Annotated in this window: 19 protein-coding genes and 1 pseudogene; 11 read left to right on the top strand and 9 right to left on the bottom strand. The window is 71.7% G+C overall.

Going from position 1 to position 25,579, the window contains the following annotated elements; all coding sequences use genetic code 11:
* Positions 1–33: 33 nt before the first annotated feature.
* Positions 34–1,005 carry a hypothetical protein gene (locus tag ACQP03_RS23850; RefSeq protein ID WP_396832286.1) on the bottom strand — a complete coding sequence of 324 codons (972 nt, stop codon included), beginning with the start codon at positions 1,003–1,005 and terminating at the stop codon, positions 34–36.
* A gap of 85 nt (positions 1,006–1,090) precedes the next feature.
* Here ACQP03_RS23850 and ACQP03_RS23845 point away from each other — a divergent pair, with 85 nt between their 5' ends.
* The 4 genes from ACQP03_RS23845 (at position 1,091) to ACQP03_RS23830 (ending at position 5,756) form a co-directional block, all read left to right on the top strand.
* On the top strand, positions 1,091–1,975 hold the full coding sequence (locus ACQP03_RS23845; RefSeq protein WP_357128171.1) for a hypothetical protein: 885 nt from the start codon (positions 1,091–1,093) through the stop codon (positions 1,973–1,975).
* Entirely contained in the window at positions 1,972–2,703 is a 732-nt protein-coding gene (locus ACQP03_RS23840) for a hypothetical protein (protein WP_357170927.1), read from the top strand. The genes ACQP03_RS23845 and ACQP03_RS23840 overlap by 4 nt, the downstream gene beginning before the upstream one ends.
* 150 nt (positions 2,704–2,853) lie before the next feature.
* The gene (locus ACQP03_RS23835) at positions 2,854–4,152 is read left to right on the top strand and encodes an aspartate aminotransferase family protein (RefSeq protein WP_357128176.1); all 1,299 of its coding nucleotides are present in this window, start codon (positions 2,854–2,856) and stop codon (positions 4,150–4,152) included.
* Positions 4,149–5,756, top strand: a complete 1,608-nt coding sequence (locus tag ACQP03_RS23830; protein WP_396832287.1) for a CoA-acylating methylmalonate-semialdehyde dehydrogenase — start codon at positions 4,149–4,151, stop codon at positions 5,754–5,756. The genes ACQP03_RS23835 and ACQP03_RS23830 overlap by 4 nt, the downstream gene beginning before the upstream one ends.
* A gap of 566 nt (positions 5,757–6,322) precedes the next feature.
* Here the strand turns inward: ACQP03_RS23830 and ACQP03_RS23825 are convergent.
* Positions 6,323–7,315 (bottom strand): annotated as a pseudogene (locus ACQP03_RS23825) (N-acetylglucosamine kinase); the annotation flags it as partial.
* A gap of 205 nt (positions 7,316–7,520) precedes the next feature.
* Here ACQP03_RS23825 and ACQP03_RS23820 point away from each other — a divergent pair.
* Genes ACQP03_RS23820 through ACQP03_RS23800 form a run of 5 tightly spaced genes read left to right on the top strand, consistent with a single transcriptional unit; the run spans position 7,521 to position 12,542 of the window.
* Positions 7,521–8,474 (top strand): MurR/RpiR family transcriptional regulator, encoded by a 954-nt coding sequence (locus ACQP03_RS23820; protein WP_357128182.1) that lies wholly within the window; start codon positions 7,521–7,523, stop codon positions 8,472–8,474.
* Positions 8,471–9,220 carry an SIS domain-containing protein gene (locus ACQP03_RS23815; RefSeq protein WP_355052754.1) on the top strand — a complete coding sequence of 250 codons (750 nt, stop codon included), beginning with the start codon at positions 8,471–8,473 and terminating at the stop codon, positions 9,218–9,220. Before ACQP03_RS23820 ends, ACQP03_RS23815 begins: the two co-directional genes overlap by 4 nt.
* A 26-nt stretch (positions 9,221–9,246) precedes the next feature.
* Complete coding sequence (gene ngcE, locus ACQP03_RS23810; protein ID WP_357128186.1) at positions 9,247–10,686, top strand: N-acetylglucosamine/diacetylchitobiose ABC transporter substrate-binding protein; 1,440 nt, start codon at positions 9,247–9,249, stop codon at positions 10,684–10,686.
* Positions 10,687–10,704: 18 nt separating this feature from the next.
* Positions 10,705–11,613, top strand: a complete 909-nt coding sequence (locus ACQP03_RS23805) for a carbohydrate ABC transporter permease (RefSeq protein WP_357128190.1) — start codon at positions 10,705–10,707, stop codon at positions 11,611–11,613.
* The gene (locus ACQP03_RS23800; RefSeq protein WP_357128193.1) at positions 11,613–12,542 is read left to right on the top strand and encodes a carbohydrate ABC transporter permease; all 930 of its coding nucleotides are present in this window, start codon (positions 11,613–11,615) and stop codon (positions 12,540–12,542) included. The genes ACQP03_RS23805 and ACQP03_RS23800 overlap by 1 nt, the downstream gene beginning before the upstream one ends.
* A 6-nt stretch (positions 12,543–12,548) precedes the next feature.
* Here the strand turns inward: ACQP03_RS23800 and ACQP03_RS23795 are convergent, their stop codons facing one another.
* On the bottom strand, positions 12,549–14,240 hold the full coding sequence (locus ACQP03_RS23795; protein ID WP_357128583.1) for an ABC transporter ATP-binding protein: 1,692 nt from the start codon (positions 14,238–14,240) through the stop codon (positions 12,549–12,551).
* 50 nt (positions 14,241–14,290) lie between these two features.
* Positions 14,291–16,015 (bottom strand): ABC transporter ATP-binding protein, encoded by a 1,725-nt coding sequence (locus tag ACQP03_RS23790; protein ID WP_433461209.1) that lies wholly within the window; start codon positions 16,013–16,015, stop codon positions 14,291–14,293.
* A gap of 99 nt (positions 16,016–16,114) precedes the next feature.
* Between ACQP03_RS23790 and ACQP03_RS23785 the strand changes: the two genes are divergently transcribed.
* Together ACQP03_RS23785 and ACQP03_RS23780 are read left to right on the top strand one after the other, a co-directional pair.
* The gene (locus ACQP03_RS23785; RefSeq protein ID WP_357128589.1) at positions 16,115–17,824 is read left to right on the top strand and encodes a bifunctional 3'-5' exonuclease/DNA polymerase; all 1,710 of its coding nucleotides are present in this window, start codon (positions 16,115–16,117) and stop codon (positions 17,822–17,824) included.
* A gap of 241 nt (positions 17,825–18,065) precedes the next feature.
* On the top strand, positions 18,066–18,659 hold the full coding sequence (locus ACQP03_RS23780) for a nucleotidyltransferase family protein (protein ID WP_357128592.1): 594 nt from the start codon (positions 18,066–18,068) through the stop codon (positions 18,657–18,659).
* A gap of 6 nt (positions 18,660–18,665) precedes the next feature.
* On the opposite strand, the gene ACQP03_RS23775 is transcribed toward ACQP03_RS23780, so the two are convergent.
* The 5 genes from ACQP03_RS23775 to ACQP03_RS23755 form a co-directional block, all read right to left on the bottom strand.
* The gene (locus ACQP03_RS23775) at positions 18,666–20,069 is read right to left on the bottom strand and encodes a GH1 family beta-glucosidase (protein WP_396832289.1); all 1,404 of its coding nucleotides are present in this window, start codon (positions 20,067–20,069) and stop codon (positions 18,666–18,668) included.
* Positions 20,066–22,291 (bottom strand): alpha-xylosidase, encoded by a 2,226-nt coding sequence (gene yicI, locus ACQP03_RS23770; protein WP_357128198.1) that lies wholly within the window; start codon positions 22,289–22,291, stop codon positions 20,066–20,068. Before yicI ends, ACQP03_RS23775 begins: the two co-directional genes overlap by 4 nt.
* Positions 22,288–23,175: a carbohydrate ABC transporter permease gene (locus ACQP03_RS23765; protein ID WP_396832290.1), complete on the bottom strand. Its 888-nt coding sequence runs from the start codon at positions 23,173–23,175 to the stop codon at positions 22,288–22,290. Before ACQP03_RS23765 ends, yicI begins: the two co-directional genes overlap by 4 nt.
* A 1-nt stretch (position 23,176) precedes the next feature.
* A complete protein-coding gene (locus ACQP03_RS23760) occupies positions 23,177–24,145 on the bottom strand; it encodes a carbohydrate ABC transporter permease (protein WP_433458561.1) in 969 nt (322 codons plus the stop codon).
* Between the two features lie 67 nt (positions 24,146–24,212).
* A complete protein-coding gene (locus ACQP03_RS23755) occupies positions 24,213–25,517 on the bottom strand; it encodes an ABC transporter substrate-binding protein (RefSeq protein ID WP_357128207.1) in 1,305 nt (434 codons plus the stop codon).
* Between the last annotated feature and the right edge of the window lie 62 nt (positions 25,518–25,579).

Genomic DNA, 25,579 nt, shown 5'->3' with positions numbered 1-25,579 from the left:
CGGGCAACAGGATGATGAGGCAGGTCGGTCGGGTCACCGCTGGGCGACCAGGCTCTCGTGCAGGGCGCGCATCGAGCGGATCGCCGAGCGGATCTCCTGGAGGTAGCGGCCCGGTGTGAGGGTCTGCTCGGGTAGCACCGCCACGTCGGCCACCGCCGGATCCACCCCGACCGTGTCGATGTCGCAGCCGTAGGGCAGGGCCAGGGTGCGCAGCGCGTCGCAGTGCTGGAACGGCACGTAGATGGGCGCGGTGACCGTCAGCACCTCGTCGCCCGGCGCGAGCCGGACGTGCCCGGCCCAGAACCGCTGGGTGTCGGCGGTGTGCGCCCGCCGCCGGTCCGGTTCGCTGGACGGCGCGGCCAGCACCCGTACCGGTGGCAGGCCTGCCAGCCGGTAGGTCCGCGACGACCAGGAGTGGTGGGGGTGGCCGGCGTCGACACCGGCCTGCTCCGCCGGTGCGGCCACCCCGAACACCCGCCGGACGGCGGTGTCCAGCACGTCGACCTCGGTCTCGTCGGCCGGCAGACCCGCGTCGGCGAGGGTGGCCCGTTCCCACTCGGACAGTGGGCGGAAGCTGCCCAGCACGGCGACCTCGCCCCGTACCGTCAGGCCGGCGCGCAGCAGGTGCGCCGCGTACCCGACGCGCCGCACGCAGGCGTGCGCCAGGCCGCCGAGCACGACCAGATGGGCGTACGCCGACCGGGCCGGCGGTACCGGGTGGACGAGCCCGAGCGCGGCGGCCGCGTCGAGGACCAGCGTCGCGGTGGCCGGATCGAGGTCCGGCTCGCGCGCGTCGGGTCGTTCCCGCCCGCCCCGGAAGTCCCAGTGGCGGGCGGAGAAGTCGTCCAGGAACCGCAGTACCTCGGCGAGGTCGCCGGTGGGCCAGTCGCCGCCGAAGTTCCGTACCAGGCCGCGCAGCGCGGTGGAGCAGACCCAGGCCTCGACGTCGGGCATGATCCGCTCGGCGGCCGAACCTGCCGAGGGGACCGTCTCCGCTTCCTGCACCTGCCGGATGCTACCGGCCGCCGCGGCGGCGTCCGCGGTTGTAGCCGCTGTTTACGCTGGCGGCAGCGGCTGAGGGGGGACTCCGATGACCCGTGACGGTGCGCGTCGGCGGGGATGGGGCGGCACCTCCGCGGGCGGTTTCCTCCGGCTGGTGGCGCACACCGACCCGGTGGCGTTGGTCGGCATCACACTGTCGATCAGCCTCAGCGTCCTGCTCGACCTCACCAACGCGGCCTCCGGGGTGGAGTCGCTGCTGGCCGGCCTGATGGGCATCACCATCTCGCTGCTGGTGGACTCGCTGGCCCGCGCGGAGCGCCGGTTTCACCTACGGACGTTGCTGGACGGCCCGCCGTGGCTCGTCCATACCACCACGGAGGTGGCCGCCGCGATGCGCGCGGCGGCCGAACAGCACGCGGGCACCCGGGTGGCGGTGGAGGCGCAGCGACGCTACGAGCAGTTCCGGCTGGAGGCCGAGCATCTCGCGCAGGGGCGGATCATCCGGCGCGGCGACGAGGACGAGGATCTGGTCGGCGCTACCCGCACCTGCGCGCACCGGCTGGACGCGTTGACGAACGTGATGCCCCGGGCGAGCGGGGAGCTGAGCTGGTGGCGTGGCGAGATCGGCCGCCGCTACTGGGAGGCGAACGTCGATGCCCTGCGACGCGGCGTCCGGATCACCCGGGTCTTCGTGTACGCCACGTTGACCGACGAGCTGTCCGACCTGGTCGGCCGGCAACGCGCGGCCGGGGCCCGGGTGGGCCTGCTGCCCTTCGGCGCGGTGGGTCCGCACCTCCTTGTCAACCTGACGCTCTGGGACTCCGTGAGCTGCTGGGAGGCCCGGATGACCGCCCACGGTGAGATCGGTGAGAACCAGTTCTCGGTCAACCGCACGGACGTCGAGCGTCTCACCCGCGTGTTCGACGCCTGCGTGGGCGCGGCGACCTTCGAGGACACGACGGCGACCCCATGACGTGGAGCGCGGTCCTGCTGGTGACGGCCGTCGTCTGGGCGGTCAGCGTGATCCGCTCGGTGCGGCTCCGCGCGTTGGTCTACAGCCTCCCGTTGCCGATGACGCTCGCCCTGGTCAGCACCCCCTACGGCGTGGACGGCGCGCAGGTGCTCGGTGTGCTGGGGCTGAACCTCTTCTTCGGCATCGTGGCGGTCACCTACCAGCGGCTGCGCTGGCCCATCCTGCTCGCCGACGGCGCGGGGATCGCCGCGTACGTGGCGTTGAGCGCCGGCCTGGTGGCCGTCCACATCCCGTTCGAGGCGGCCCTCGCCGGCACGGTCGCGCTCTGGCTGGCGGCCATGCTGCTGCGTCGCCGTCGCGCCCGCCCGCCCACCGTCGCCGCCGCCGACGAGGCAGCCGCAGGAGGGCGTGCCGCCGGACTGCCGGCGCTGCTCAAGCTGGTGGTCATCCTCGTCGGGGCGATCCTCACCGCGTTGCTCGGCGCGGTGCTGCGGGGCATGGTGGTGACGTTCCCGTACTCGGGGGTGTTGGTCGCCGTCGAGGCCCGACACCAGTTGTCCGAGTTCAGCGGGCACTTCGCCCGCAACAGCCTCGCGCTCGTCGGCTTCCTCACCGCTTACCACTACGTCCAGGACGTCTCGTCGGCCGGCGCGCTGGGGGCGGGCTGGTTGGCCTTCGCGGTGGTCGCCACCGCCCTGCACCTGCCGCCGCGTCCGCGCGGGTCCTGAGCCGGGCACGGGCCAGCCCGGACAGTCGGCCGCGCGACGGCGGACGTACCTGTCAGGTCGTACCCGCTCTGCGCTACACCCTGCCAGTTGTCCGCGCTCGCCGCCGGTGGGAGCGTGCGGTATCCACGAACGCCGCTGAAGGGTGCCACGATGACCGACGACCTGCTGGCCCGGCACCGGGCCGTTCTCCCACCCTGGATGCCGCTGTACTACGCCGAGCCGATCGAGCTGGTCTCCGGCTCCGGCCGCCGGGTCACCGACGCGCAGGGCCGCAGCTACCTGGACTTCTTCGGCGGCGTGCTGACCAACATGCTCGGGTACGACATCCCGGAGATCCGGGAGGCCGTCGAGCGGCAGCTCGCCACCGGCATCGTGCACACCTCGACGCTCTACCTGATCCGTCAGCAGGTCGAGCTGGCCGAGAAGATCGCCCAGCGCTCCGGTATCCCGGACGCCCGGGTGTTCTTCACCAACTCGGGCACCGAGGCGAACGAGGCGGCGTTGCTGGTCGCCACCAATTACCGCCGCTCGCACCAGGTCCTGGCGGTGCGCAACAGCTACCACGGCCGGTCGTACGCGGCGATGGGCGTCACCGGCAACCGCACCTGGTCGGCCAGCGCGCTCAACCCGTTGCAGGTGGCCTGGCTGCACTCCGGTGACCGGGTACGCGGCCTGCTGGCCCGGTTGAGCGCCGACGAGCGCCTCGACGCGGCCGTGGAGGATCTGCGCGAGGTGCTGGCCACCCAGACGTCCGGCGACGTGGCCGCGTTGATCGCCGAGCCGATCCAGGGCGTGGGCGGGTTCGTGCACCCACCGGACGGGCTCTTCGCCGCCTGGAAGAAGGTCCTCGACGAGCACGGCATCCTGTTCATCGCCGACGAGGTGCAGACCGGCTGGGGGCGTACCGGGGAGCACTTCTGGGGCTACCAGGCCCACGGTGTGACCCCGGACCTGCTCACCTTCGCCAAGGGCATCGGCAACGGTTTCGCCCTGGCCGGGGTGGTCGGCCGGGCCGAGGTGCTCGAGGCGGTGCCGGGGATCAGCTTCTCCACCTTCGGCGGCAACCCGATCTCGACGGCGGCCGGCAACGCGGTGCTCGACTACCTGGTGGCGCACGACCTCCAGGCGAACGCGGCCCGCGTCGGCGCGATCCTCGCCGACGGCCTGCGGTCCGCCGTGGGCGGCCTCGACTGCGTCGCCGAGGTACGCGGAAAGGGGCTCATGCTGGGCGTCGAGTTCGTCCGGCCGGGCAGCGGCGAGCCGGATCCGGCGTTGACCAACCGGGTCTTCGAGGCGTGCCGCGACCGTGGTCTGCTCACCGGAAAGGGCGGGCTCTACGGCAACGTACTGCGGATGGGTCCACCGTTGACGCTCACCGAGGACGAGGCCCGCGAGGGCCTGGCGATCCTGGTCGACGCGATCCGCTCGTCGGCGGAGGTGACGGCATGAGCACCGGCGGTCTGGGCGGCGTGAGCACCGGCGGTCTGGGTGGCGTGAGCACCGGCGGTCTGGGTGGCGTGAGCACGGGCGGTCTGGGCGGGGTGAGCACGGGCGGTCTGGGCGGCGTGAGCATCGGCCACTTCGTCGACGGCAAGCGGGTCGGCGGCACGTCCGAGCGACGGGGTGACGTCTTCGATCCGGCCACGGGTCGTCGTACCGCCGAGGTCGAGCTGGCCTCGACCGCGGACGTGGACGTCGCGGTGCGGGCCGCCGCCCAGGCGGCCCGCACCTGGCGCGACGCGTCGCTGGCCCGGCGGTCCGCCGTGCTGTTCGCCTTCCGGGAGTTGGTGCACGCCCGCCGGGACCGGCTCGCCGAGGTGATCACCGCCGAGCACGGCAAGGTGCTCGCCGACGCCGCCGGCGAGGTGCAGCGCGGCCTGGAGGTCATCGAGTACGCGTGCGGAATGCCCGCGGCGCTGCGCGGTGCGTTCAGCGAGAACGTGTCCACCGAGGTCGACTCGTACACGATCCGGCAGTCGGTCGGCGTGGTGGCGGTGATCTCGCCGTTCAACTTCCCGGTGATGGTGCCGCTGTGGTTCGTGCCGGTGGCGGTGGCCTGCGGGAACGCGGTGGTGCTCAAGCCGAGCGAGAAGGACCCGAGCGCGGCGCTGCTGCTGGCCGAGTGGTTCGCCGAGGCCGGCCTGCCGGACGGGGTGTTCAACGTGGTCAACGGTGACGCCGAGGCGGTCGACGCGCTGCTGGACCATCCCGAGGTGCGCGCGGTGTCGTTCGTCGGCTCCACCCCGATCGCCCGGCACGTCTACCAACGCGGCACCGCCGCCGGTAAGCGGGTGCAGGCGCTCGGTGGGGCCAAGAACCACCTGGTGGTGCTCCCCGACGCCGACCTGGACCTGGCGGCCGACGCGGCGGTCAACGCCGGGTTCGGCTCGGCGGGGGAGCGGTGCATGGCCATCTCCGTGCTGGTGGCGGTGGAGCCGGTCGCGGACGCCCTCGTGGAGCGGATCGCCGCCCGGATGGCCGGGCTGCGCACCGGTGACGGCCGGCGGGGCTGCGACATGGGGCCGCTGGTCAGCGCCGCGCACGCCGAGCGGGTGCGGTCCTATGTGGACGCGGGTGTGACCGCCGGGGCGGTACCGGTCGTCGACGGGCGGGAGGTGACGCCCGACGGCGACCCGGACGGCTTCTGGCTCGGCCCGACCCTTTTTGATCGGGTGACCCCGGACATGTCGATCTACACCGACGAGATCTTCGGGCCGGTGCTCAGCGTCGTACGGGTGGGCTCGTACGACGAGGCCGTGGCACTGGTCAACGCCAGCCCGTACGGCAACGGCACGGCGATCTTCACCAACGACGGCGGGGCGGCCCGCCGCTACCAGCACGAGGTGGAGGTCGGCATGGTCGGCATCAACGTGCCCATCCCGGTGCCCATGGCGTACCACTCGTTCGGCGGCTGGAAGTCGTCCCTCTTCGGCGACCTGCACGCCCACGGCGAGGACGGGGTGCGCTTCTTCACCCGGAGCAAGGTGGTCACCAGCCGGTGGCTGGACCCGCGCCACGGTGGCGTGAACCTCGGCTTCCCCACCCAAACCTGACCGATCCCGATCACCCACCCCCCTGCCCTTCCCCCCCACCCCCACCCCCACCCCCACCCCCACCCCCACCCCCACCCCCACCCCCACCCACCGCCCGATCTCGGTGATCAAGAGGTTTGCGTCATGGAACGCGCTCCTGCTGACGCAAATCTCTTGATCACCAGGTTGGAGGCCAGGGGCCGGCCAGCCTCTGTCAAGATCCGCGCAACTACAGGGAAACTGCTGCCTCAGCGCGTCTTGAGGCAGCAGTTTCCCCGAAAGTGCGCGGATCTTGTGCGGCGCGGGCGGAGGGGGCGGGCGGAGGGGGCGGGCGTAGGGGTGAGCGCGTCGAGGCGCATCTGGAGGGTCGGTGATCGTGCTCGATCCTGGATGTAGTCCCCTCCTCGCGGTGTGAGGCCACTACATCCTGGTTCGAGCGCGATCAAGGGGGTGGGGCCGCGCGTGCGGGCACGGTCGCACAGCGGTGTGGCGGCGTGGCGGCGGGACGGCGTGTGCGGGCACGGTCGCGTAGCGGCGGGACGGTGTGGCGGCGGGGCCGCGCGTGCGGGCACGGCGGCGTGGCGGCGCGGGTGGTCAGGGGTGGGGAAGAGGAGGGTGTGTAGGGCTGCCGGGTCGGTGACCTCGGGTAGGTCGCGGGCGGCGAGCCAGGCGGCTGCGGCCGCGCCGTCGCCGGCGGTACGCAGGGGCGCCGTCGGCCAGCGTCGACCGATCTCGGCGCGGACGGCGCTGGCGAGCGGGGTGTCCGCGATGAGCAGTCCACCGCCGAGCACGACCGGCGTCGTCGACTCCGCCGAGCGGATGCGGGTGACGCTCTCGGCCAGGTGGGCGGCGGCCTCGGCGATCAGGGCGGTGGCGACCGGCTCGCCGTCGGTCGCCGCGGTGACGACGAGCGGCGCCAGCCGGGCGAGGTCGATCGGCGGTCGTTGGGTGACCGCCTGGATCGTGGCGTCCACCGTGTCGCGGGGGCGGGGGGCCACGTCGGCGCTGCCCAGCAGTTCGGTGAGCACGGCCGCGCCCAGCCTGCCCGGGGTGTGACCGGCGTCCAGGTCGGCGAGGAGTCGGCGGACCGCTTCGCGGCCGAGCCAGAAGCCCGATCCGGCGTCGCCGAGCAGCCAGCCGTGCCCGTCGGCGACCCGGTCGAGCCGCAGGTCAACGACCTGCGCGGTGATCGCGCCGGTGCCGGCGATGAGGATCGTCCCGTTGGGCTCGGCGGTGCCGGAGGCGTAGGCGACGAGGGCGTCGCCGTGCACGGCGTACGGGCAGCGCAGGCCGGCGTCGTGCCAGGCGGAGTCGAAGGCGGCGCGTCCGGCGGGGTCGGCGAGCAGACGGGGTGCGCCGGCCAGCCCGATGGTGCCGGCGGCCACCCGGGTCGGGTCGACGTCGGCGAGCGCGGCGCGCAGCGCGGTCAGCACCTCGGCGGCGGCCCGTTCGGCGCCGTGGCTGGTGGGGTTGCCACCCCCGGCCTTGCCGGTGCCGAGGCGTTCGCCGGCGAGGGTCAGGGCGGTCGCCCGGGTGGACGTACCCCCGACGTCGAGACCGACCACGACGGTGTCGGACATCGGCACGGGCCTCCTTGCGCTGCGCGGTCACGGGCCTGTTCATGCTGGTCGGCACGGCCGTGGAGGGCAACTCCGGGAGGGCCCGGACGGCTGTGCGCCAGGTAACAGTTTGAAAACTTCGCCCACAGTCTTGACACGGAGGGCCGTTCAGTAAGAACTTTTACCACTAACAGTTAACAGTCTTTTCGGAAAGGTGAGGCGTCCCATGGTTGATCACGAGGTGGACACCGCCGCGGGGACCGCGGTGGTCGACGCCCACGCGATCGACCGAAGGAGCGCGGCCTCCGACGGGGTGCTGGCCCGGGTGCGCAACGGGCTCGGCGAGCTGACCGGCGCGCTACGCCGGGTCGCCGAGCACGTGCTCAGCGACCCCGAGGCCGCGGCGCGCTCGACCATCGTGGAGCTGGCCGAGCGCAGCGGCACCTCACCGGCCACCATCACCCGTTTCTGCCGGGCCATGGGCTTCGAGGGGTACGCCGACCTGCGCCTCGGGATCGCCGCCGAGACCGGGCGGGCCCGCTCGGCCGGCTGGACCGTCGACATCGGCCGCGAGATCCAGCCGAACGACCCCCTCGGTCGGGTCCTCGACCAGATCATGGCCGCCGACACCCGGGCCATGCACGACACCGCCGCGCTGCTCGACCTCGGCGAGGTGGAACGCGCCGCCGTGGCGATCGCCGGCGCCACCCGGGTGAACATCTTCGGGGCCAGCGGCAGCGCCCTGGTGGGCGAGGAGATGCAGTTCAGCCTGCACCGCATCGGGGTGGCCGCCTGGGCGTGGAGCGACGTGCACGAGGGGCTGGCCAGCGCCGCGCTGCTCGGCGTCGGCGACGTCGCGCTCGGCATCTCGCACACCGGCCAGACCCGGGAGACCATCGAGATGCTCGCCGAGGCGGGCAGCCGGGGCGCCACGACCCTCGCCCTGACCGGCTTCCCCCGCTCGCCGTTGGCCGAGCTAGCCGACATCGTGCTGCTCACGGCCAGCCAGGCGACCACCTTCCGGCCGGACGCGCTCTCCGCCCGCCACCCGCAACTGGTGGTGCTCGACCTGCTCTACATCGCCGTCGCACAGCGCACCCACGACCGCGCCCACGCGGCCTTCCGGCGTACCGCGCAGGCCGTCGACGGACACAAGGCCGCCAAGGGGGTCCTCTCATGATCAGTGCACAGGGGTACGCGGACGCGGTCCGGCCGGTGCTCGACCGCCTGCTCGACTCGGAGGCCGACGGGATCACCCGGGCCGCCGACCTGATCACCGACAGCCTGCGTGCCGGCGGCGTGCTCCAGGCGTTCGGGGCCGGGCACTCCGAGGCGTTCGCCGCCGAGCTGGTCGCGCGTGCCGGCGGGCTGGTCCCCACGAACCGGCTCTCGGTACGGGACCTGGTGGTGCACGGCGACGCCCCACGCGACGTGCTCGCCGACCCGAAGCTGGAACGTGATCCCTCCATCGCCCACCAGATCTACGCGCTCGCGGCGCCCCAGCCGCGCGACGTGTTCGTGGTGGCGTCCCAGTCCGGCATCAACGGCTCGGTGGTCGAGCTGGCGGCGCTGGTCACCGAGCGCGGTCACCCGTTGATCGCGGTCACCTCGGTCGAGCACACCGCGCGGGTGGCGCCACGGCACCCGTCCGGTCAACGGCTCGCCGACCTCGCCGACGTCGTGCTGGACAACGGCGCGCCGTACGGTGACGCACTGCTGCCGCTCGAGGGCGGCGGCGCGGTCTGTGCGGTCTCCTCGGTCACCACCGCGCTGCTGGCGCAGTTGCTGACCGCTGAGGTCGTACGACGGTTCCACCAGGCCGGAGAGGTGCCCCCTATCTACCTCTCCGCCAACGTCCCCGGTGGGGACGAGCACAACATCGCCCTCGAGTCGCGGTACGCCGGACGTCTCCGGCGTACCGCCTGACCCGAATTCCACAAGGAGAGACGACGATGTCGATTACCCCCGAGCACCCGGCCGCGCTCGACCGCCGCACGGTGCTGCGTCGCGCCGCCGCCGTGGGCATGCTCGCCACCCCGGCCATCGGCCTGCTCAGCGCCTGCGCGACGAGCAGCGGCGGTGACAAGGACAGTGAGAAGGCCGCCGAGGGCACCAAGAGCGAGAAGAACCCGCTGGGCGTCAAGGAAGACGCTCCCATCGAGGTGATCATCTTCAACGGCGGTTACGGCGAGAAGTACGCGACCGACGTGCACGAGCCGCTGTACAAGAAGGCGTTCCCCAAGGCGGAGATCAAGCACCAGTCCACGCAGGCCGTCTCCACGGTGCTCCAGCCGCGGTTCGCGTCCGGCAACCCGCCGGAGTTCGTCAACAACTCGGGCGAGAAGCTGATCGACTTCGGCTCGCTGGTCGCCGACGGTCAGCTCCAGGACCTCACCGAGCTGTGGGACGCCCCGTCGGTCGACGACCCGGCCAAGAAGGTCCGCGACACCGTGGTGCCGGGCACCGTCGAGGCGGGCTCGTTCAACGGCAAGCCGTACGTGCTCTACTACGTCTCCACCGTCTTCGGCATCTGGTACTCGGCCAAGCTGTTCAAGGACAACGGCTGGGCCCCGGCGAAGACCTGGGACGACTTCATCAAGCTGCTCACCGCCATCAAGGCCAAGGGCATCACGCCGTACGGGTACGCGGGCGCGAACGCGGCCTACTACCAGTGGAACGTGATCCTCACCCAGGCCGCCAAGATTGGCGGCACCGACGTGCTGAAGAACATCGACAACCTGGAGGACGGCGCCTGGAAGCAGGACGCGGTCAAGCAGGCGGCCACGGCGTGGGCCGAGGTCGGGGCGAAGTTCAGTGACAAGAGCTTCGAAGGGCTCAAGCACACCGACGTGCAGCTGCGGCAGAACCAGTACAAGGTGGCCCTGTACCCCAGCGGTGACTGGCTGGAGGGCGAGCAGAAGAAGGACACCCCAGCCGGCTTCGACTACCAGCTCATGCCGGTGCCGAGCCTCACCGCGTCGGACAAGCTGCCGGCCACCGCGCTGCGGGCGACCGCGGGCGAGGGCTACTTCGTCTCGGCCAAGAGCAAGAACCCCAAGGGCGGTCTGGAGTACATGCGCCAGATGCTGTCCAAGGAGGGCGCGAAGGGCTTCACCGAGGTGGTCAAGGCCCCGACCGTGGTCACCGCCGGTTCGGAGGGCTTCGCCTTCCCGCCCGGTGTGGCCAGCTCGCAGGCCGCTCTCAAGGCGGCCGGTCAGGACGTGTTCAACCTGTACTTCGACGGCTGGTACAAGGAGCTCGACACGGAGGCGCGCAGCGCCACCAACGAGCTGATGTTCGGCCGGATCAACGCGGACGCCTTCGTGGAGCGGATCCAGAAGCGCGCCGACGCGATCAAGAAGGACAGCTCGGTCGCCAAGTTCAAGCGCTGATCGATCGGAGCTAGGGTCATGCGGCACGGCAAGTATCCCTTCGTGGTCGGGTTCCTGTTCCTCCCGGTCACGCTGTACGTGACATTCGTGATCTGGCCGTACGCGCAGGCGTTCCAGATCTCGATGACCAACTGGCGAGGGCTCTCCGCCCCGCAGTGGGTGGGCTTCGACAACTACCGGAGGCTGCTCGACGACGGCGCCTTCTGGAAGGCGGTCCAGCACCACGGCGTACTGCTGCTTGCCCTGCCGCTGATCACGATCGCCATCGCGCTGTTCTTCGCCTTCCTGCTCAACGTGGGTGGCAAGAGCAGCGGCGGTCAACGCCAGGGGGTCTGGGGGGCGAAGTTCTACCGGGTGGTGTTCTTCTTCCCCCAGGTCCTGGCGGTGGCGATCATCGCGGTGCTGTTCCAGATGGTCTACCGGCCGAACGAGTCCGGTCTGATCAACGGTGTGCTGATGAAGTTCGGCCTGGAGCCGATCCTCTTCCTCATCAAGCCGAACCTGGCGCTCTGGTCGATCATCGCGGTGCTGGTCTGGCAGGCCGTCGGCTTCTACGTGGTGCTCTTCTCGGCCGGGATGGCCTCCATCCCGGGCGAGATCTACGAGGCCGCGGAGATGGACGGGGCGACGAAGGTGACGCTGTTCTTCCGGGTCACCCTGCCGCTGCTCTGGGACACGCTCCAGGTCGCGTGGGTCTACCTGGGCATCGCGGCGTTCGACGCGTTCGCCATCGTGGCCGTGCTCTCGGTGGACGGCGGTGGCCCGGACGGCGCCACCACCGTCCTGGCCATGGAGATCTACCGCAACGCGTTCGTCTACTCGAAGTACGGCTACGCCTCCGCGATGGGCGTGGCGCTGTTCTTCCTCACCCTCACGTTCGCGGCGCTGACGCTGCGGCTCACCAAGCGGGAAAGCGTGGAGTACTGATGAACCCGCAGTCGACGCTGCCGCCGACGCCGGCGGCGCTACCGCCGAAGACCGGCGATCCGTCCGCGACCGGCGGCCGGCGGGGCAGGGGCCCCCGTTCGGAGGTACGGCTCTTCGCCAGCCTCGGGCACATCGCGCTCGCCGTGTGGGCGGTGATCGTGATCGTCCCGATCCTGTGGACGTTCCTCGCCGCGTTCAAGAACACCAGCGAGATCTTCAGCAGCCCGTGGACCCTGCCGGCCGAGCTGCGCTGGGAGAACTTCGGCCGGGCGTGGACCAAGGCGAACGTCGGCCGGTACTTCCTCAACAGCGTCTTCGTGGTCGCGTGCAGCACCTTCGGCACCATGCTGCTCGGCTCGATGGCCGCGTACGTGCTGGCCCGTTACAAGTTCTGGGGCAACCGGGCGATCTACTACCTGTTCGTCTCGGGGCTGGCGTTCCCGGTGTTCCTGGCCCTGGTGCCGCTCTTCTTCGTGGTCAAGCAGCTCGGCATGCTGGACACCTACCAGGGCGTCATCCTGGTCTACATCGCCTACTCGCTGCCGTTCACGATCTTCTTCCTGGCCGCGTTCTTCAAGACGCTGCCGACTTCGGTCGCCGAGGCGGGGATGATCGACGGCGCGGGGCACACCCGGCTGTTCTTCCAGGTCATGATGCCGATGGCGAAGCCGGGCCTGATCAGCGTGGCGATCTTCAACATCATCGGCCAGTGGGCGCAGTACCAGCTTCCGTTGGTGCTGCTCTCCAACGCCAAGGACAAGTGGGTGCTCACCCAGGGCATCGCCGACATCTCGGTCAACGCCGGCTACGAGGCCGACTGGTCCGGGCTGTTCGCCGCGCTGACCATCGCCATCCTCCCGATGATCATCGTGTACGCGGTGTTCCAGCGGCAGATCCAGGCGGGGCTCACCTCCGGCGCGGTCAAGTAACTCCGGTCACCGCGCGTCGGCGCGGGCGTGCCACGAGCGCCAGAGCGCCGCGTACGCCCCGCCGGCCGCCACCAGGTCGTCGTGGCTACCGATCTCGGTGATCCGGCCGTCCGCCAGGACGGCCACCCGGTCGGCGTCGTGCGCGGTGTTCAGCCGGTGCGCGATGGCGATGACCGTCCGCCCGACGAGCACCGCCGCGAGGGCCCGCTCGGTCCGCCGGGCGGTGCTCGGGTCGAGGGCCGCGGTCGCCTCGTCCAGGATCAGCGTGTGCGGGTCGGCGAGCACCAACCGGGCCAGCGCCACCTGCTGGGCCTCGGCCGCGCCGAGCTGCCGGGCGCCGTCGCCGAGCGCCGTGTCCAGACCGTCGGGCAGCGCGTCGAACCAGTCGGCGCCCACCGTGGCGAGCGCGGCGCGCATCTGGTCGTCGGTGGCGTCCGGGGCGGCGAACGCGAGGTTGTCGCGGACCGAGCCGATGAAGACGTGGTGCTCCTGGGTGACCAGGGCGATCCGCCGTCGTCGTTCGGCCGGGTCCAGGTCGGTGACCGGGCAACCGCCGATGCTGACGACGCCCTGCCGGGGAGCGTCGATCCCGGCGAGCAGCCGGGCCAGCGTCGACTTGCCCGCGCCCGACGGGCCGACGATCGCCAGCCGTTCGCCGGGCCGCACCTCCAGGTCGATGCCGTGCAGCACGTCGTGGCCGTCGGCGTACGAGAACCGCGCCTCGGTCACGACGAGCCGCTCGCCCCGCGACGTGGCCGTGCCGCCGGGCGGCTCGGGCGGGACCAGCCCGACCCCGAGCACCCGGGCGTACGACGCGAACCCACGTTGCGCCTGCTCGGTCCACTGCAACAAGCGGTCCATCGGGTCGATGGCCTGTTGCAGGTAGAGCGCGGCGGCGACCACCGACCCGAGGGACACCAGGTCGGCGGAGAGCAGATAGCCGCCGACCAGGAGCACCAGGGCGATCGGCAGGGGATAGCTGGCCTCGACCACCGAGAAGAACACCGTACGCAGGGCGAGCGTCGCCCGGCGGGCCTGCCACACGCGGGCGACGCGGGCGGTGCCGTACCGGACGCGGTCGTCGGCCAGCCGCAGCGCCTCGACCGTGCGGGCGCCCTCGGCGGTCGTGGTCAACGCCTCGGTCAGCTCGGCCGCCTCCGCGCCCTCGGTGAGGTACGCGGAGCTGGCCCGCCGCAGGTACCACCGGGTCGCCGCCACGATCGACGGCAGCCCGGCCAGCGCCGCGAGCCCGAGCAGGGGGTGCAGCAGGAACACCGCGCCGAACAGCAACGTCAACTGCACCGAGGCGATGACGATGGTGGGCGCCACGTCCCGGACCGTGGTGCCGACGGTCGCCACGTCCACCGAACTGCGGGTCGCCAGGTCCCCGGCGCCGGCCCGCTCCACGACCGACACGGGCAGCGCGAGCGTCCGGTCGACGAACTGTTCGCGCAGCTCAGCGACGGCGCGTTCACCGAAGCGGTGACCGGCGTACTGGGCGTACCGGGCGAGCAGCGCGCTCACCACGACGCAGCCGGCGATCGCCAGGGCCAGCCGGTCCACCGTCGCCACGCCCGCGCCGGCCGTGACCCGGTCGACGATGGTGCCCAGCAGCCACGGCGGGGCCAGCCCGGCGAGCGCGGCGGCGCTGTGCAGCGCCAGCACGACGCCGACCGCCCGGCGATGTCTGCTGATCATGTCCCGCAGGGCGTGGCGTACGGTGCCGCGGTCGGCGACCGGCAGGCGGCTCACTGGTACGCCTTCTCGGCGTCGGAGTGCTGCTCGTCATCGCTGCCCCGGGCCACCAGGTGCCGGTAACCGGGGACGTATTCGAGCAGGCCGTCGTGGGTGCCGGTGGCGGTGATCCCGCCCCCGGTCAGGTACGCGACCTCGTCGGCGCGGCCGAGCAGCAGGGGTGACGTGGCGAGCACAACGGTGGTCAGCCCGGCCCGCGCGGTCCGGAGCCGCTCGGCGATCCGGGCCTCGGTGTGCGCGTCCACGGCCGAGGTGGGGTCCACGAGGATCAGCACCTCCGGCTCGGCGAGCAGCGCCCGGGCCAGCCGTACCCGTTGACGTTGACCGCCGGACAGCGTCCGGGCGCGGGGGTCCAGCGGGGTGTCCAGCCCGGCCGGCAGGGCGTCGACGATGTCGTCGGCCGACGCGGTCCGCAGGGCGGCGCGGATCTCGGCGTCGTCGGCCCCCGAACTCAGCACGTCGCGCAGCCTGCCGGCGAAGAGGTACGAGTCGTGGTCGGCGACCAGGATCCGGGCCCGGACCTCGTCCAGGGCGACTGCGGTCAGCGGTACGCCGCCCCAGGTGACGTCGCTGGTCACGTACCGGCCGAGCCGGTCGGCCAGCGCCACGGCGTCGGCCGGGTCGTCGGCGGCCACCGCGGTCAGCTGGCCGGCGCGTACCCTGAGCCCGGTCGACGGGTCGTGCAGGTTGGCGGGACCGGTCGGCGCGGGGACGGCGTGCGGGTCGCGGGCGCCGGGGACCCCGGCCGGCCACCGGCGGCCCGGCCCACCGACGTCGTCCGGGGCGAGCCGGAGCAGGCCGGCGATCCGTCGGGCGGCGACCCGACCCCGGATGAGCTGGTGACTGCCCTCCAGCAGGAACCAGACCGGCACGATCAGCGTCGCCACGTAGCCGTAGACGGCGACCAGCTCGCCGACCGTGACGTCGCCGGTGACGGCCATCCGCGCGGTCAGCCACACCACCGCCGCCAGGAAGAGGCCGGGGATGGCGACCGTCGCCGCGTCGATCCAACTGATCACCGCTCCGACGCGGTAGCCCTCGGCCCGCAGGGCCTGCGATCGGGCCGCGTACCGGCGGGCGAAGAGGTCCCGGCCACCCACCCCGGCGAGCACCCGGAGCCCGGCCACGATGTCGCCGGACCGGGCGGTCAGCGCGCCCTGCTGCCCGCGGTAGACCGATTCGGCCCGTTCGAGCCGGCGCAGCAGCGGCCCGACGACGAGCGCGACCGCCGGCACGCCCACCAGCACGCAGAGCGCCAGCAGCGGGGAGATCGACCAGAGCACCACGGCGATGACCCCGTACGCGACGACCGCCCCGACCCCGGGGCCGGTCAGCGTCAGCACCTGCGCCGACCACTCGATGTCGGACCCGCCGACGGTGGCCACCTCACCGGCGGCGGAGCGGCGCGGCAGCGCCGCGCCGACCCGGGACAGGTGCCGCAGCAGCACCTCGGCGGAGCGGGCCTTGGCGTCCTCCCGGATGAAGGTCATCGTGCGGTGCCGCATGATCCCCAGGTACGACAACCCCACACCCGCCACGACGATCGCCGCGACCCACAGGACCAGGGCACGGGTGTCGCGGTCGCGCAGCCCGTCGTCGACGGCCCGGGCGATCAGGTAGGGCCGGACCGACAGCCCGACCATCCAGGCCGTGCCGAGCAGGCTGCCGCGCAGCACCCGGCCGGGCTGGCGACGCACCAGCCACCACAGGTACCGCATCGGACCACGGGTGTCGGGGGTGCCAGGGTCGGGGTGCGGGATCTGGACGGGCACTCGGTAACGCTACCGAGCGGCGGGCCGACCCACCGACCCGTTTTCCTGTCGGAGGGTGCAGGCAGAATCACATTCGTGCTGGTGGCGGTGGTGGCAGATGAGCAGGGCGGGGGAGAGCTGTGCCCGCTCGACGCCGCCGGCCGCCCCGCCGGCCCGACCGAGACCGTCACCGACCTCGCGTCCGCGGTGGCCGCCCGGGAGGCGGTCGCGCGCCCGCGCTGGGTCTGGGCGAGCGCGGGCACGATCTACCCGGCGCTGCTGCGGGCCGGGGTGCGGGTCGAGCGGTGCCACGACGTGGAGTTGACCGAGGCGTTGCTGCTCGGGCACGCCGGTCGGTGGGGCGAGCCCCGCGCACTGGCCGCCGCCTGGGCCCGCCTGACCGGCGGGCCGGTGCCGGCCGACCCACCGCCGCGTGCCGCCGCGCCGCCCGGGCACGGCCAGGGCGCGCTCTTCGACACGCTGCCGGGCCCGCCGGGCCCGGGCCTTGAGGCACTGACCCAGGTGTACGCCGATCAGCTCGCCCGGGTCTTGCGGACCGAGCACCCCGGCCGGTTCCGGTTGCTGGTGGCCGCCGAGTCGGCTGGCGCCCTGATCGCTGCCGAGATGGGTGCCGCCGGGCTGCCCTGGCGTGCGGACGTGCACGACGAGATCCTCGCCGAGTTGCTGGGTGAGCCGTCCCCGGTCGGCGGGCCGCCGCGCCGGTTGGCCGAGTTGGCGGCCCGGATCGCCGACGCGTTCGGCGTCCGGCGGCTGCACGCCGACTCTCCGGCCGAGTTGCTCCGGGCGTTCGCCCGGGCCGGCGTGGAGCTGCCCAACACCCGGGCCTGGGTGCTGCGCGGCGTGGACCATCCGGCGGTGCCGTTGGTCCTGGAATACAAGGAGCTGTACCGGATCTGGACGGCGCACGGCTGGTCCTGGCGTGAGCAGTGGGTTCGCGACGGGCGGTTCCAGCCGGAGTACGTGCCGGGCGGGGTCGTCTCCGGCCGCTGGGCGACCCGTGGCGGTGGCGCGTTGCAGATCCCCAAGGTGATTCGTCGGGCGGTGGTGGCCGACCCGGGCTGGCGGCTGGTGGTGGCCGACGCCGGTCAGTTGGAGCCCCGCGTCCTGGCCGCGGTCTCCGGGGACGGGCGGTTGGCGGCGGCGGGTGGGGCCGGTGACCTCTATGCCGCGCTGGCGCGGGAGTCGTTCGGCGGTGACCGTCCCCGGGCCAAGGTGGCGTTGCTGGGGGCCATGTACGGGCAGACCGGCGGGGCGGCGGTGCCCGCGTTGGCGGTGCTGAGAAACAGCTATCCGACCGCGTTCGGCTACGTGGAGGCGGCGGCGCGTACCGGCGAGGCGGGCGGCCTGGTGCGGTCCTGGTTGGGTCGGACGTGCCCACCGGGTGGCGTGGGGCCCGCCGACCCGGACGAGGGGCCGATCGACCCGGACGCCGCCGCTGACCGGCAGAGCCCGCGTGCGCGTGCCGCGCGGTCCCGGGGTCGGTTCACCCGCAACTTCGTCATCCAGGCCACCGCCGCGGAGTGGGCCTCCACGCTGCTGGCCACCCTGCGCGCCGAGTTGGCCGGCACCGACGCCGAGCTGGTCTTCTTTCAGCACGACGAGGTGGTGGCGCACTGCCCCGCCGAGCAGGCCGAGGCGGTGGCGGCGGCGGTGAGCCGGGCGGGCGAGCGGGCCACCGCGCTGCTGTTCGGCGAGACTCCGGTGCGTTTCCCGCTCGACCTGTCCATCGTCGACTGCTACGCGGACGCCGCCTGACGCGGCCCCTGGCGCTGATGATCGACTCCAGATCGGCGACCTGGGGGTTTCCCGGCGTCGGGATGCCGCCACCTCGGCGATCGGGAGTGGATCACCCGTCCGTTGCGTAACGGTTGCACTATTTTCCCTTTTCGCCCCGCCACCCGTGCGCGGCTCTCCTCGTTGCAGTGTCCGTAGGAGGGGCCGGCCGGTCACGGTCGGTCCCGTGCTTGAGGGGGCCCAGCTGAACCGGATCGCAGGAATGATCATCGCCGCAGGTGGTGGACGCCGTATCGGCGGTCCCGAGGCGCTGCTGCACCAGGGCGAGAAGCCACTGGTCAACCAGATGATCGACACGATGACCGAGGCGGGCTGCGAGCAGATCGTGATCGTGCTGGGCGCCGCAGCCGACCAGGTCCGGGAGACCGCCGACCTGGGCAGGGCCACCGTGGTGGTCAACAAGGCGTGGGGCACCGGGGTCGGCTCGTCCATCCGCGCCGGCCTGGCCGCGATGGACGACGCGGGCATCGAGGCGGTGGTGGTGGTGCCGGTCGACATGCCGGGCCTGACCGCGGCGGCCGTACGCCGGGTGGCCGCGCTGCCGTACCCGGACGTGCTGGTCTGCGCCACCTACGACGGGCTGCGCGGCTACCCGATGCTGTTCGGCCGCCGACACTGGTCCGGCATCGCCACCCTGGCCAGCGCCGACGTGGGCGCGCGGCCGTACCTGCTGGCGCACAAGGACCAGATCGTCGACATCGCCTGCGACTCGGTGGCCGACGGCAGCCGGGTCGACAGCCCGGAGTTGATGGAGCTCTACGGCCTCACCGTCCCGCCGCAGCGCGTCGGCGTGTAGCGGGCGCTAGGGCTGGTCCAGATTGCCGGTCGCGGCGAGGCGTCGGTACCAGTGCGCGCTGTCCTTCCAGGTGCGCTCCTGGGTGTCGTAGTCGACCCGGATGATCCCGAAGCGGCGGTCGTAGCCGTAACCCCACTCGAAGTTGTCCAGCAACGACCAGACGAAGTAGCCGCGCACGTCGGCGCCCTGCGCGCGGGCCTCGGCCATCGCGCCGATGTGCCGACGCAGGTAGTCGATCCGCAGGTCGTCGTGGATCCGTCCGTCGGCAGCCACCTCGTCGTCGAACGCCGCCCCGTTCTCGGTGATCATCAAGGGCTGGCCGGGATGTTCGCGCTGGAGCCGCAGCAGCAGCTCGGTCAGCGCCGGCGGGTCGATGTTCCACCCCATCGCCGTGTACGGGCCGGGCTGCGGCAGGAAGTCGACGTCGTCGGCGCCCACCCACGGCGAGTGCGCCGACGCGCCGTGACCGTCGGCGTCCGAGCGGGCCGAGTGCCCGTCCCAGGCGCGGACCAGGGTGCTGGAGTAGTAGTTGACGCCCAGCACATCCAGCGGCACGGCGGCCACCTTCTCGTCGCCGTGGCGCACGAACGACCAGTCCGTGACGCCGGCCGTGTCGGCCAGCAGGTCGGCCGGGTACGCCCCGTTCAGCATCGGCCCGAGGAACGCCCGGTTGGCCAGCGCGTCGATGCGGCGGGCCGCGTCGACGTCCGCCGCCGCGTCCGAAGCCGGGCGGATGACGTGCAGGTTCAGCGTCACCGACAACTCGGCGGCCGGCGCCGTCTCCCGGACCACGCGACCCGCCAGGCCGTGCGCGAGGTTCAGGTGGTGCACGGCCGCCAGCGCCGCCGCCGGCTCGGTCCGACCCGGCGCGTGCACGCCGGAGCCGTAACCCAGGTACGCCGAGCACCACGGCTCGTTGAGCGTCGTCCAGGTGTGCACCCGGTCGCCGAGCGCGGCGACGATCCCCGCCGCGTACTCCTCGAAGCGCAGCGCCGTGTCCCGTACCGGCCACCCGCCGGCGTCCTCCAGCTCCTGCGGCAGGTCCCAGTGGTACATGGTCGCCACCGGGCGTATGCCGCGCTCCAACAGGCCGTCGACGAGCCGGGAGTAGAAGTCCACGCCGGCCTGGTTGAACCGGCCGGAGCCGCCCGGCTGCACCCGGGGCCAGGAGATCGAGAAGCGGTACGCCCCCAGGCCCAGCTCGGCGATGTGGTCGAGGTCCTGCGGCCAGCGGTGGTAGTGGTCGGCGGCCACGTCACCGGTGTCGCCGTTCAGCGTCCGCCCCGGGGTGCGGCTGTAGGTGTCCCAGATGGACGGGCCCCGGCCGTCCTCGCTGGCCGCGCCCTCGATCTGGTAGGCCGCCGTGGCCGAACCCCACAGGAAACTCTCCGGAAAGGCATGTGCCGTCACTGTCCTGCCACCTCCGAGTGGTACGCCGACGATTCACCCGCCACCAGGTCCGCCCTGGCCACGCCGTCGCGGAAACTTACCTCGAACTCCGCGCCGGCCCCCTGACCGGGCGACGGAATCCGTACCCGCCGCCGCTGCCCCTCGGCCGGAGCGTAGAGGCACAGGCGGACACCGTCCGCCCAGTCGTAGTCGGGCCGGTCGGAGCGCGCGCCGAACGCGATGACCGCGCCCGGCCGGGCGAGCACCGGCAGGCTGTCGAACTCGTGCTTCTCGGTCACCCAGGCCGGACCGGTGAGCTGGGCGCCGGTCAGCAGGTGCGTCCAGGTCCCGGCCGGGACGTAGAAGGTGACCTGACCGTCGGCGCTGAGCACCGGCGCGACCAGCAGGTCGGAGCCGAGCATGTACTGCCGGTCCAGGTACGCGGCGGCCGGATCGTCCGGGAACTCCACGATCATCGGGCGCATCATGGGGATTCCGTCGCGGTGCGCCTCCTCGGCCGCCGCCGCCAGGTACGGCATCAGGCTGAGCTTGAGCCGGGTGAAGTGCCGCAGCACGTCGACGGCCTCCTCGTCGTACGCCCACGGGACGCGGTACGAGCCGGAGCCGTGCAGCCGGGAGTGCGACGAGAGCAGACCGAAGGCGATCCACCGCTTGAACACGGCCGGGTCGGGGGTGCCCTCGAAGCCGCCGATGTCGTGGCTCCAGTAGCCGAAGCCGGACGCCGCCAGGGACAGCCCGCCGCGCAGCGACTCCGCCATCGCGACGAACGTCGCCTCGCAGTCCCCACCCCAGTGCACCGGGAACTGCTGCCCGCCCGTCGTGGCCGAGCGGGCGAACACCACCGCCTCGCCCTCGCCGCGCTCGGTCTCCAGCAGCTCGAAGACGGCCTTGTTGTAGAGGTAGGAGTAGTAGTTGTGCATCCGCTGCGGGTCGGAGCCGTCGTGCCACACCACGTCGGTGGGGATGCGCTCACCGAAGTCGGTCTTGAAGCAGTCGACGCCCATGTCCAGCAGGACCTTGAGCTTGCCGGTGAACCAGGCGACCGCGTCCGGGTTGGTGAAGTCGACGAGCGCCATCCCGGCCTGCCACTTGTCCCACTGCCAGACCGAGCCGTCCGGGTTGCGGACCAGGTAGCCGGCCCGGCGGCCCTCCTCGAAGAGGTACGAGCGCTGCGCGATGTACGGGTTGATCCAGACGCACACCTTCAGGTCGCGTTCGTGCAGGCGGCGCAGCATCCCCTCCGGATCGGGGAAGGTCGCCGGGTCCCAGACGAAGTCGACCCAGTGGAACTGGCGCATCCAGAAGCAGTCGAAGTGGAACACCGACAGCGGCAGGTCCCGCTCGACCATCCCGTCGACGAACTCGGTCACGGTCTTCTCGTCGTACGACGTGGTGAACGACGTGGACAGCCACAGCCCGTACGACCAGGCGGGCACCCGGGCCGGTCGGCCGGTCAGCGCCGTGTACCGGCGCAGCACGTCCTTCGGGGTGGGTCCGTCGATGACGTAGTAGGTGAGCGACTGGCCCTCGACGCTGAACTGGTTCTGCGCCACGACCTCGGAGCCGACCTCGAACGACACGTGCTCCGGGTGGTCCACGAAGACCCCGTAGCCGGCGCTGCTCAGATAGAACGGCACGTTCTTGTACGCCTGCTCGCTGGCGGTGCCACCGTCGGCGTTCCAGATGTCGACGGTCTGGCCGTTCTTCACGAACGGGCCGAAGCGCTCGCCCAGCCCGTACACCGTTTCGCCGACGCCGAGGGCGAGCCGCTCGTGCACGTGCCGCCGGCCCTGGCCGTCGGTGACGATCCCGACGCTGCGCGCGGTGGACGCGGTGAGCAACCGGTCGCCGTGCCGGAACTGGACCCGCCAGCCGTCGACCAGCGCGACCCGCGCGGTCAGTTCGCCGGTGGTCAGCGACGCGGTGATGCCGGTGATGTCGACGGTGACCGGCTGGCCGCTGTCGGCGGTCAACTCGAAGTGCGGCTCGCGGGGGAGCCCGCCGCTGTGGTGACCGATGGTCACCCCGATGACGCCCGGCGCGGGAGAGAAGAACCGGACGGTGACGACGGGCCGGTTCAGGGTGTCGCCCCGACCGGTGATCTGACCGGCCGGCGCGAAGACGGTGAAGCCGCTCTGGTCCGGCTCGACCGATTCCACCGCGCCGGGGCGCAGCACGCTGACCCCCGGGCGCAGTTGCCAGTACCCGTCGGTGAACTTCACTTCTCGGCTCCTGCCGTGATGCCGCGCGCCAGAGTGCGCTGGAAGATGAGGAAGAAGAGGATGGCCGGCACGAGGCTGATCAGCGCGCCGGCGTTCGTCGTCGGGGCGTCCATCAGACGGTCGCCCTGCAACGAGGCGAGCGCGACCGGAATGGTCTGTGTCTGGTTGTCGATCAGCATGACCAGCGGGATGAGGAACTCGTTCCAGGTCCAGATGAAGAAGAAGATGAGGAGTACGGCCAGGGTGGGTCGCAGGTTGGGGAAGACCACCCGCCACAGCACCGTCCACTTGCCCGCGCCGTCCAGCGCGGCGGCCTCCAGCAGCGAGCGCGGGAAGGTGCCCAGGACCGAGGCCAGCAGGTACGTGCCGAAGGCGCTCTGGATCACGGTGAAGATGATGATCACCGCGAGCCGGGTGTTGTAGAGGCCGACCTCCTTCGCCACGTAGTACAGCGGGTAGATCAGCGCCTCCTGCGGCAGCATGTTGGCCAACAGGAACAGCCCGACGATCCACAGTCGGCCACGGACCCGACCGATGCCGAGGGCGTACGCGTTCAGCAGGGACACGAGGACGCCGAGCACCGCCACGGAACCGGCGATGAGCGCCGAGTTCCACAGCTTGAGCGGGAAGTCGACCTCGTTCCAGTACGTCCGCAGGCCCTTCGTGTAGAACTCGCTGGGCCAGCTCAGCGGCCCGGCCGACGAATAGTCACCGGGCGACTTGAACGCGTTGAGCAGCATGAACGCGAACGGCACCAGCATGACGAGCGCGCCGACGGTGACCAGGGCGAGCACGACCCAGCGGCCGACGCCACGGTGGTGCCGGTCGCGGGCGTGCCGGTGGACCGGCGTCGGGGCCGGGGCCGGGGTGAGCGTCACGGCCATGTCAGAACCCCCGGTCCCGGCGCTCGGTGCGCGCCTGCCACCAGATGAAAACCCCGGCCACCACGACGATGATCAGTGTGAGCACCGTGGAGATCGCCGAGCCGTAGCCGACCTGGAGCTTCTTGAAGAAGGTGTAGTAGGCGAAGTAGGACGGCACGTTCGTGGCGTTCTCCGGGCCACTCCGGGTGAGCGCGAAGATCGGCCCGAACACCTTCAACGCCGCGATGGTGCAGGTCAGGGCCACCACGAAGGTCTCCGGCCGGATCTGCGGCAGGGTGATCGCCCGGAACCGGTGCAGCCAGTTCGCGCCGTCGACCTCGGCCGCCTCGTACAGCTCCGGGTCCACCCGCTGCAACGCGGCCATGAACACGACCACCGGGTAGCCGATCTGCACCCAGATCATCACCGCCATCACGGCCGGCAGCGCCGTGTCCGGGTCGCCGAGCCAGTCGTGGCGCAGCGCGCCGAGGCCGACCGCGTCGAGCAGGCTGTTGAACGCGCCGTCGGGGCGCAGGATCCAGCCCCACACGATGCCGGCGACCACCACCGGCAGCACCTGCGGGAGGTAGAAGGCGGCCCGCAGGCCGGCGGCCGTACGCGGCTGGAACCGGCGGCCGATGACGTCGAAGAGCACCGAGGCGAGCAGCAGCCCGAGTAGGGTCGGCACCACCACCATCGCGACGATCATCGCCACGGTGTTGCGGAACGAGGCCCAGAACACCTCGTCGTCCAGCAGCCGCTGGTAGTTGTCGAACCCCACGAAGGTGGGGTCGCCGATGCCCGACCACTTGGTGAGCGACAGGTAACCGGTGCCGACCAGCGGCGCGCCGATCACCAGGAGGAACAGCGCCGCCCCGGGGATCAGATAGAGCCAGTACGCGGCGTCACGGCCGCGAGGTCGGCGGCGGGGCGTCGGCGGGGTGGGTGTCGCCGTCGGTGTGGTGGCGGCGACGGTCTCGGAGACTGCCATGGAAGATCCTTCCCGGCGGGGCGGGCGGGCGCTCCGGTTGTGCCGGTCACGCCCGCCGCTCGCCGTGTCACTTGCCGGTGATCTCCTTGACGCCATCGGCGTACGGCTTGGCGATCGTGTCGAGCACCTGGTCCGGGGACTTCGACCCGTTGATCAGGCCCTGAAAGCCGCCGACCAGCACGTCGTAGTAGCCGGGCACCGGCCAGTCCGGGTAGAAGGCCAGACCGTCCTGCTTGCTGACCGTGTTGAAGTCCTCGATCAGCTTGCGGTCCTTCGGGTCGCTGATCTTCGAGGCGTCGGCGGCGATCGGAACGCCACCGTTGTTGCCGATCAGATCCTGGATCTCCGGGCGCAGGGTGATGTCGATGAAGTCGTACGCCAAGCTCTTGGCCTTGCTGTTCGACGGAACCACCCAGATGTTGCCCGACGACCCGGCGTTGAGGGTGTTGCCGGGGAAGAGGAACGTGTCCCAGTTGGCCTTCATCTCGGTCTTGAACCGGCCGTACCACCAGCTACCGGAGACGATCATGGGGGTCTTGCCGGCGATGAACGCGGTGCCCATGTCCTCGGCCTTGAGGCTCGCCGAGTTCTTGGCGACGTAGCCCTTGCGCACCCACTCGGCGAACGTGTCCGCGCCGTACTTGAGCGGGTCGGCCTTGAAGTCGACCGGATTCTTGTAGAGCTGGTAGTTGTCGACGAACTGCCGGTCGGCCTTGGAGAGCGCCAACTGGTAGAAGAGCTGCCCGGCCGGGTACTCCGCGCCGGCCATGCCCAGCGGGGTGATCTTCTTGCTGACGAAGGTGTCCATCGCGGCGGTCATCTCGGCCAGCGTGGTCGGCACCTTGACGCCGTTGCGGTCGAACAGGTCCTTGTTGTAGTAGACCGTGACGTACTCGCCGTAGTTCGGCACGCCGAACCAGTTGCCCGACCCCATCACGCCCTTGTCGCTGTACCGCGCGGTGGTCTGCAGACTGGGGCTGAGCTTGCCGGCCCAGCCACGCTTGTCGGCCTCGGCGCTCAGATCGGTGAGCAGACCCTGCGACGACAGCAGGCCGGCCGTCGCGTTGCCCTTGTTGTATTCCATGATGTCCGGGCCCTCGGACGAGTTGATGATCATGCCGGCGTTCTGCTGGATCTGCTCGAACGCCTTGCGCTCGAAACGCACCTCGACGCCCGGGTGCTCGGCCTTGAAGATCTCGATCGCCTTGTTCCAGCCGACCCCCATCGCGCTGTTCTCGCTCTCGTAGTGCCAGAGCTTGAGGGTCTTGGCCCCGCTGTCGTCCTCGCTCTCGCCGCCGCCGCAGGCGGCCACGGTGGTCGTCGCGGTCGCCGCCAGGGCGATCGCCGCGACGATCCGGCGAAATCGCTGCATTGCTATCCTCCTCGTTGAGTATCGAGCCCGGTATCTCACTGGGCCCGTCGTCGCGTTGCCGC

It is taken from the genome of Micromonospora sp. CA-248212 (genome assembly GCF_050948405.1).
In the GTDB taxonomy this organism is placed as follows: domain Bacteria; phylum Actinomycetota; class Actinomycetes; order Mycobacteriales; family Micromonosporaceae; genus Micromonospora.
The sequence above is the reverse complement of the archived record's forward strand: the minus strand, read 5'-3'. Positions and strand labels throughout refer to the sequence as shown.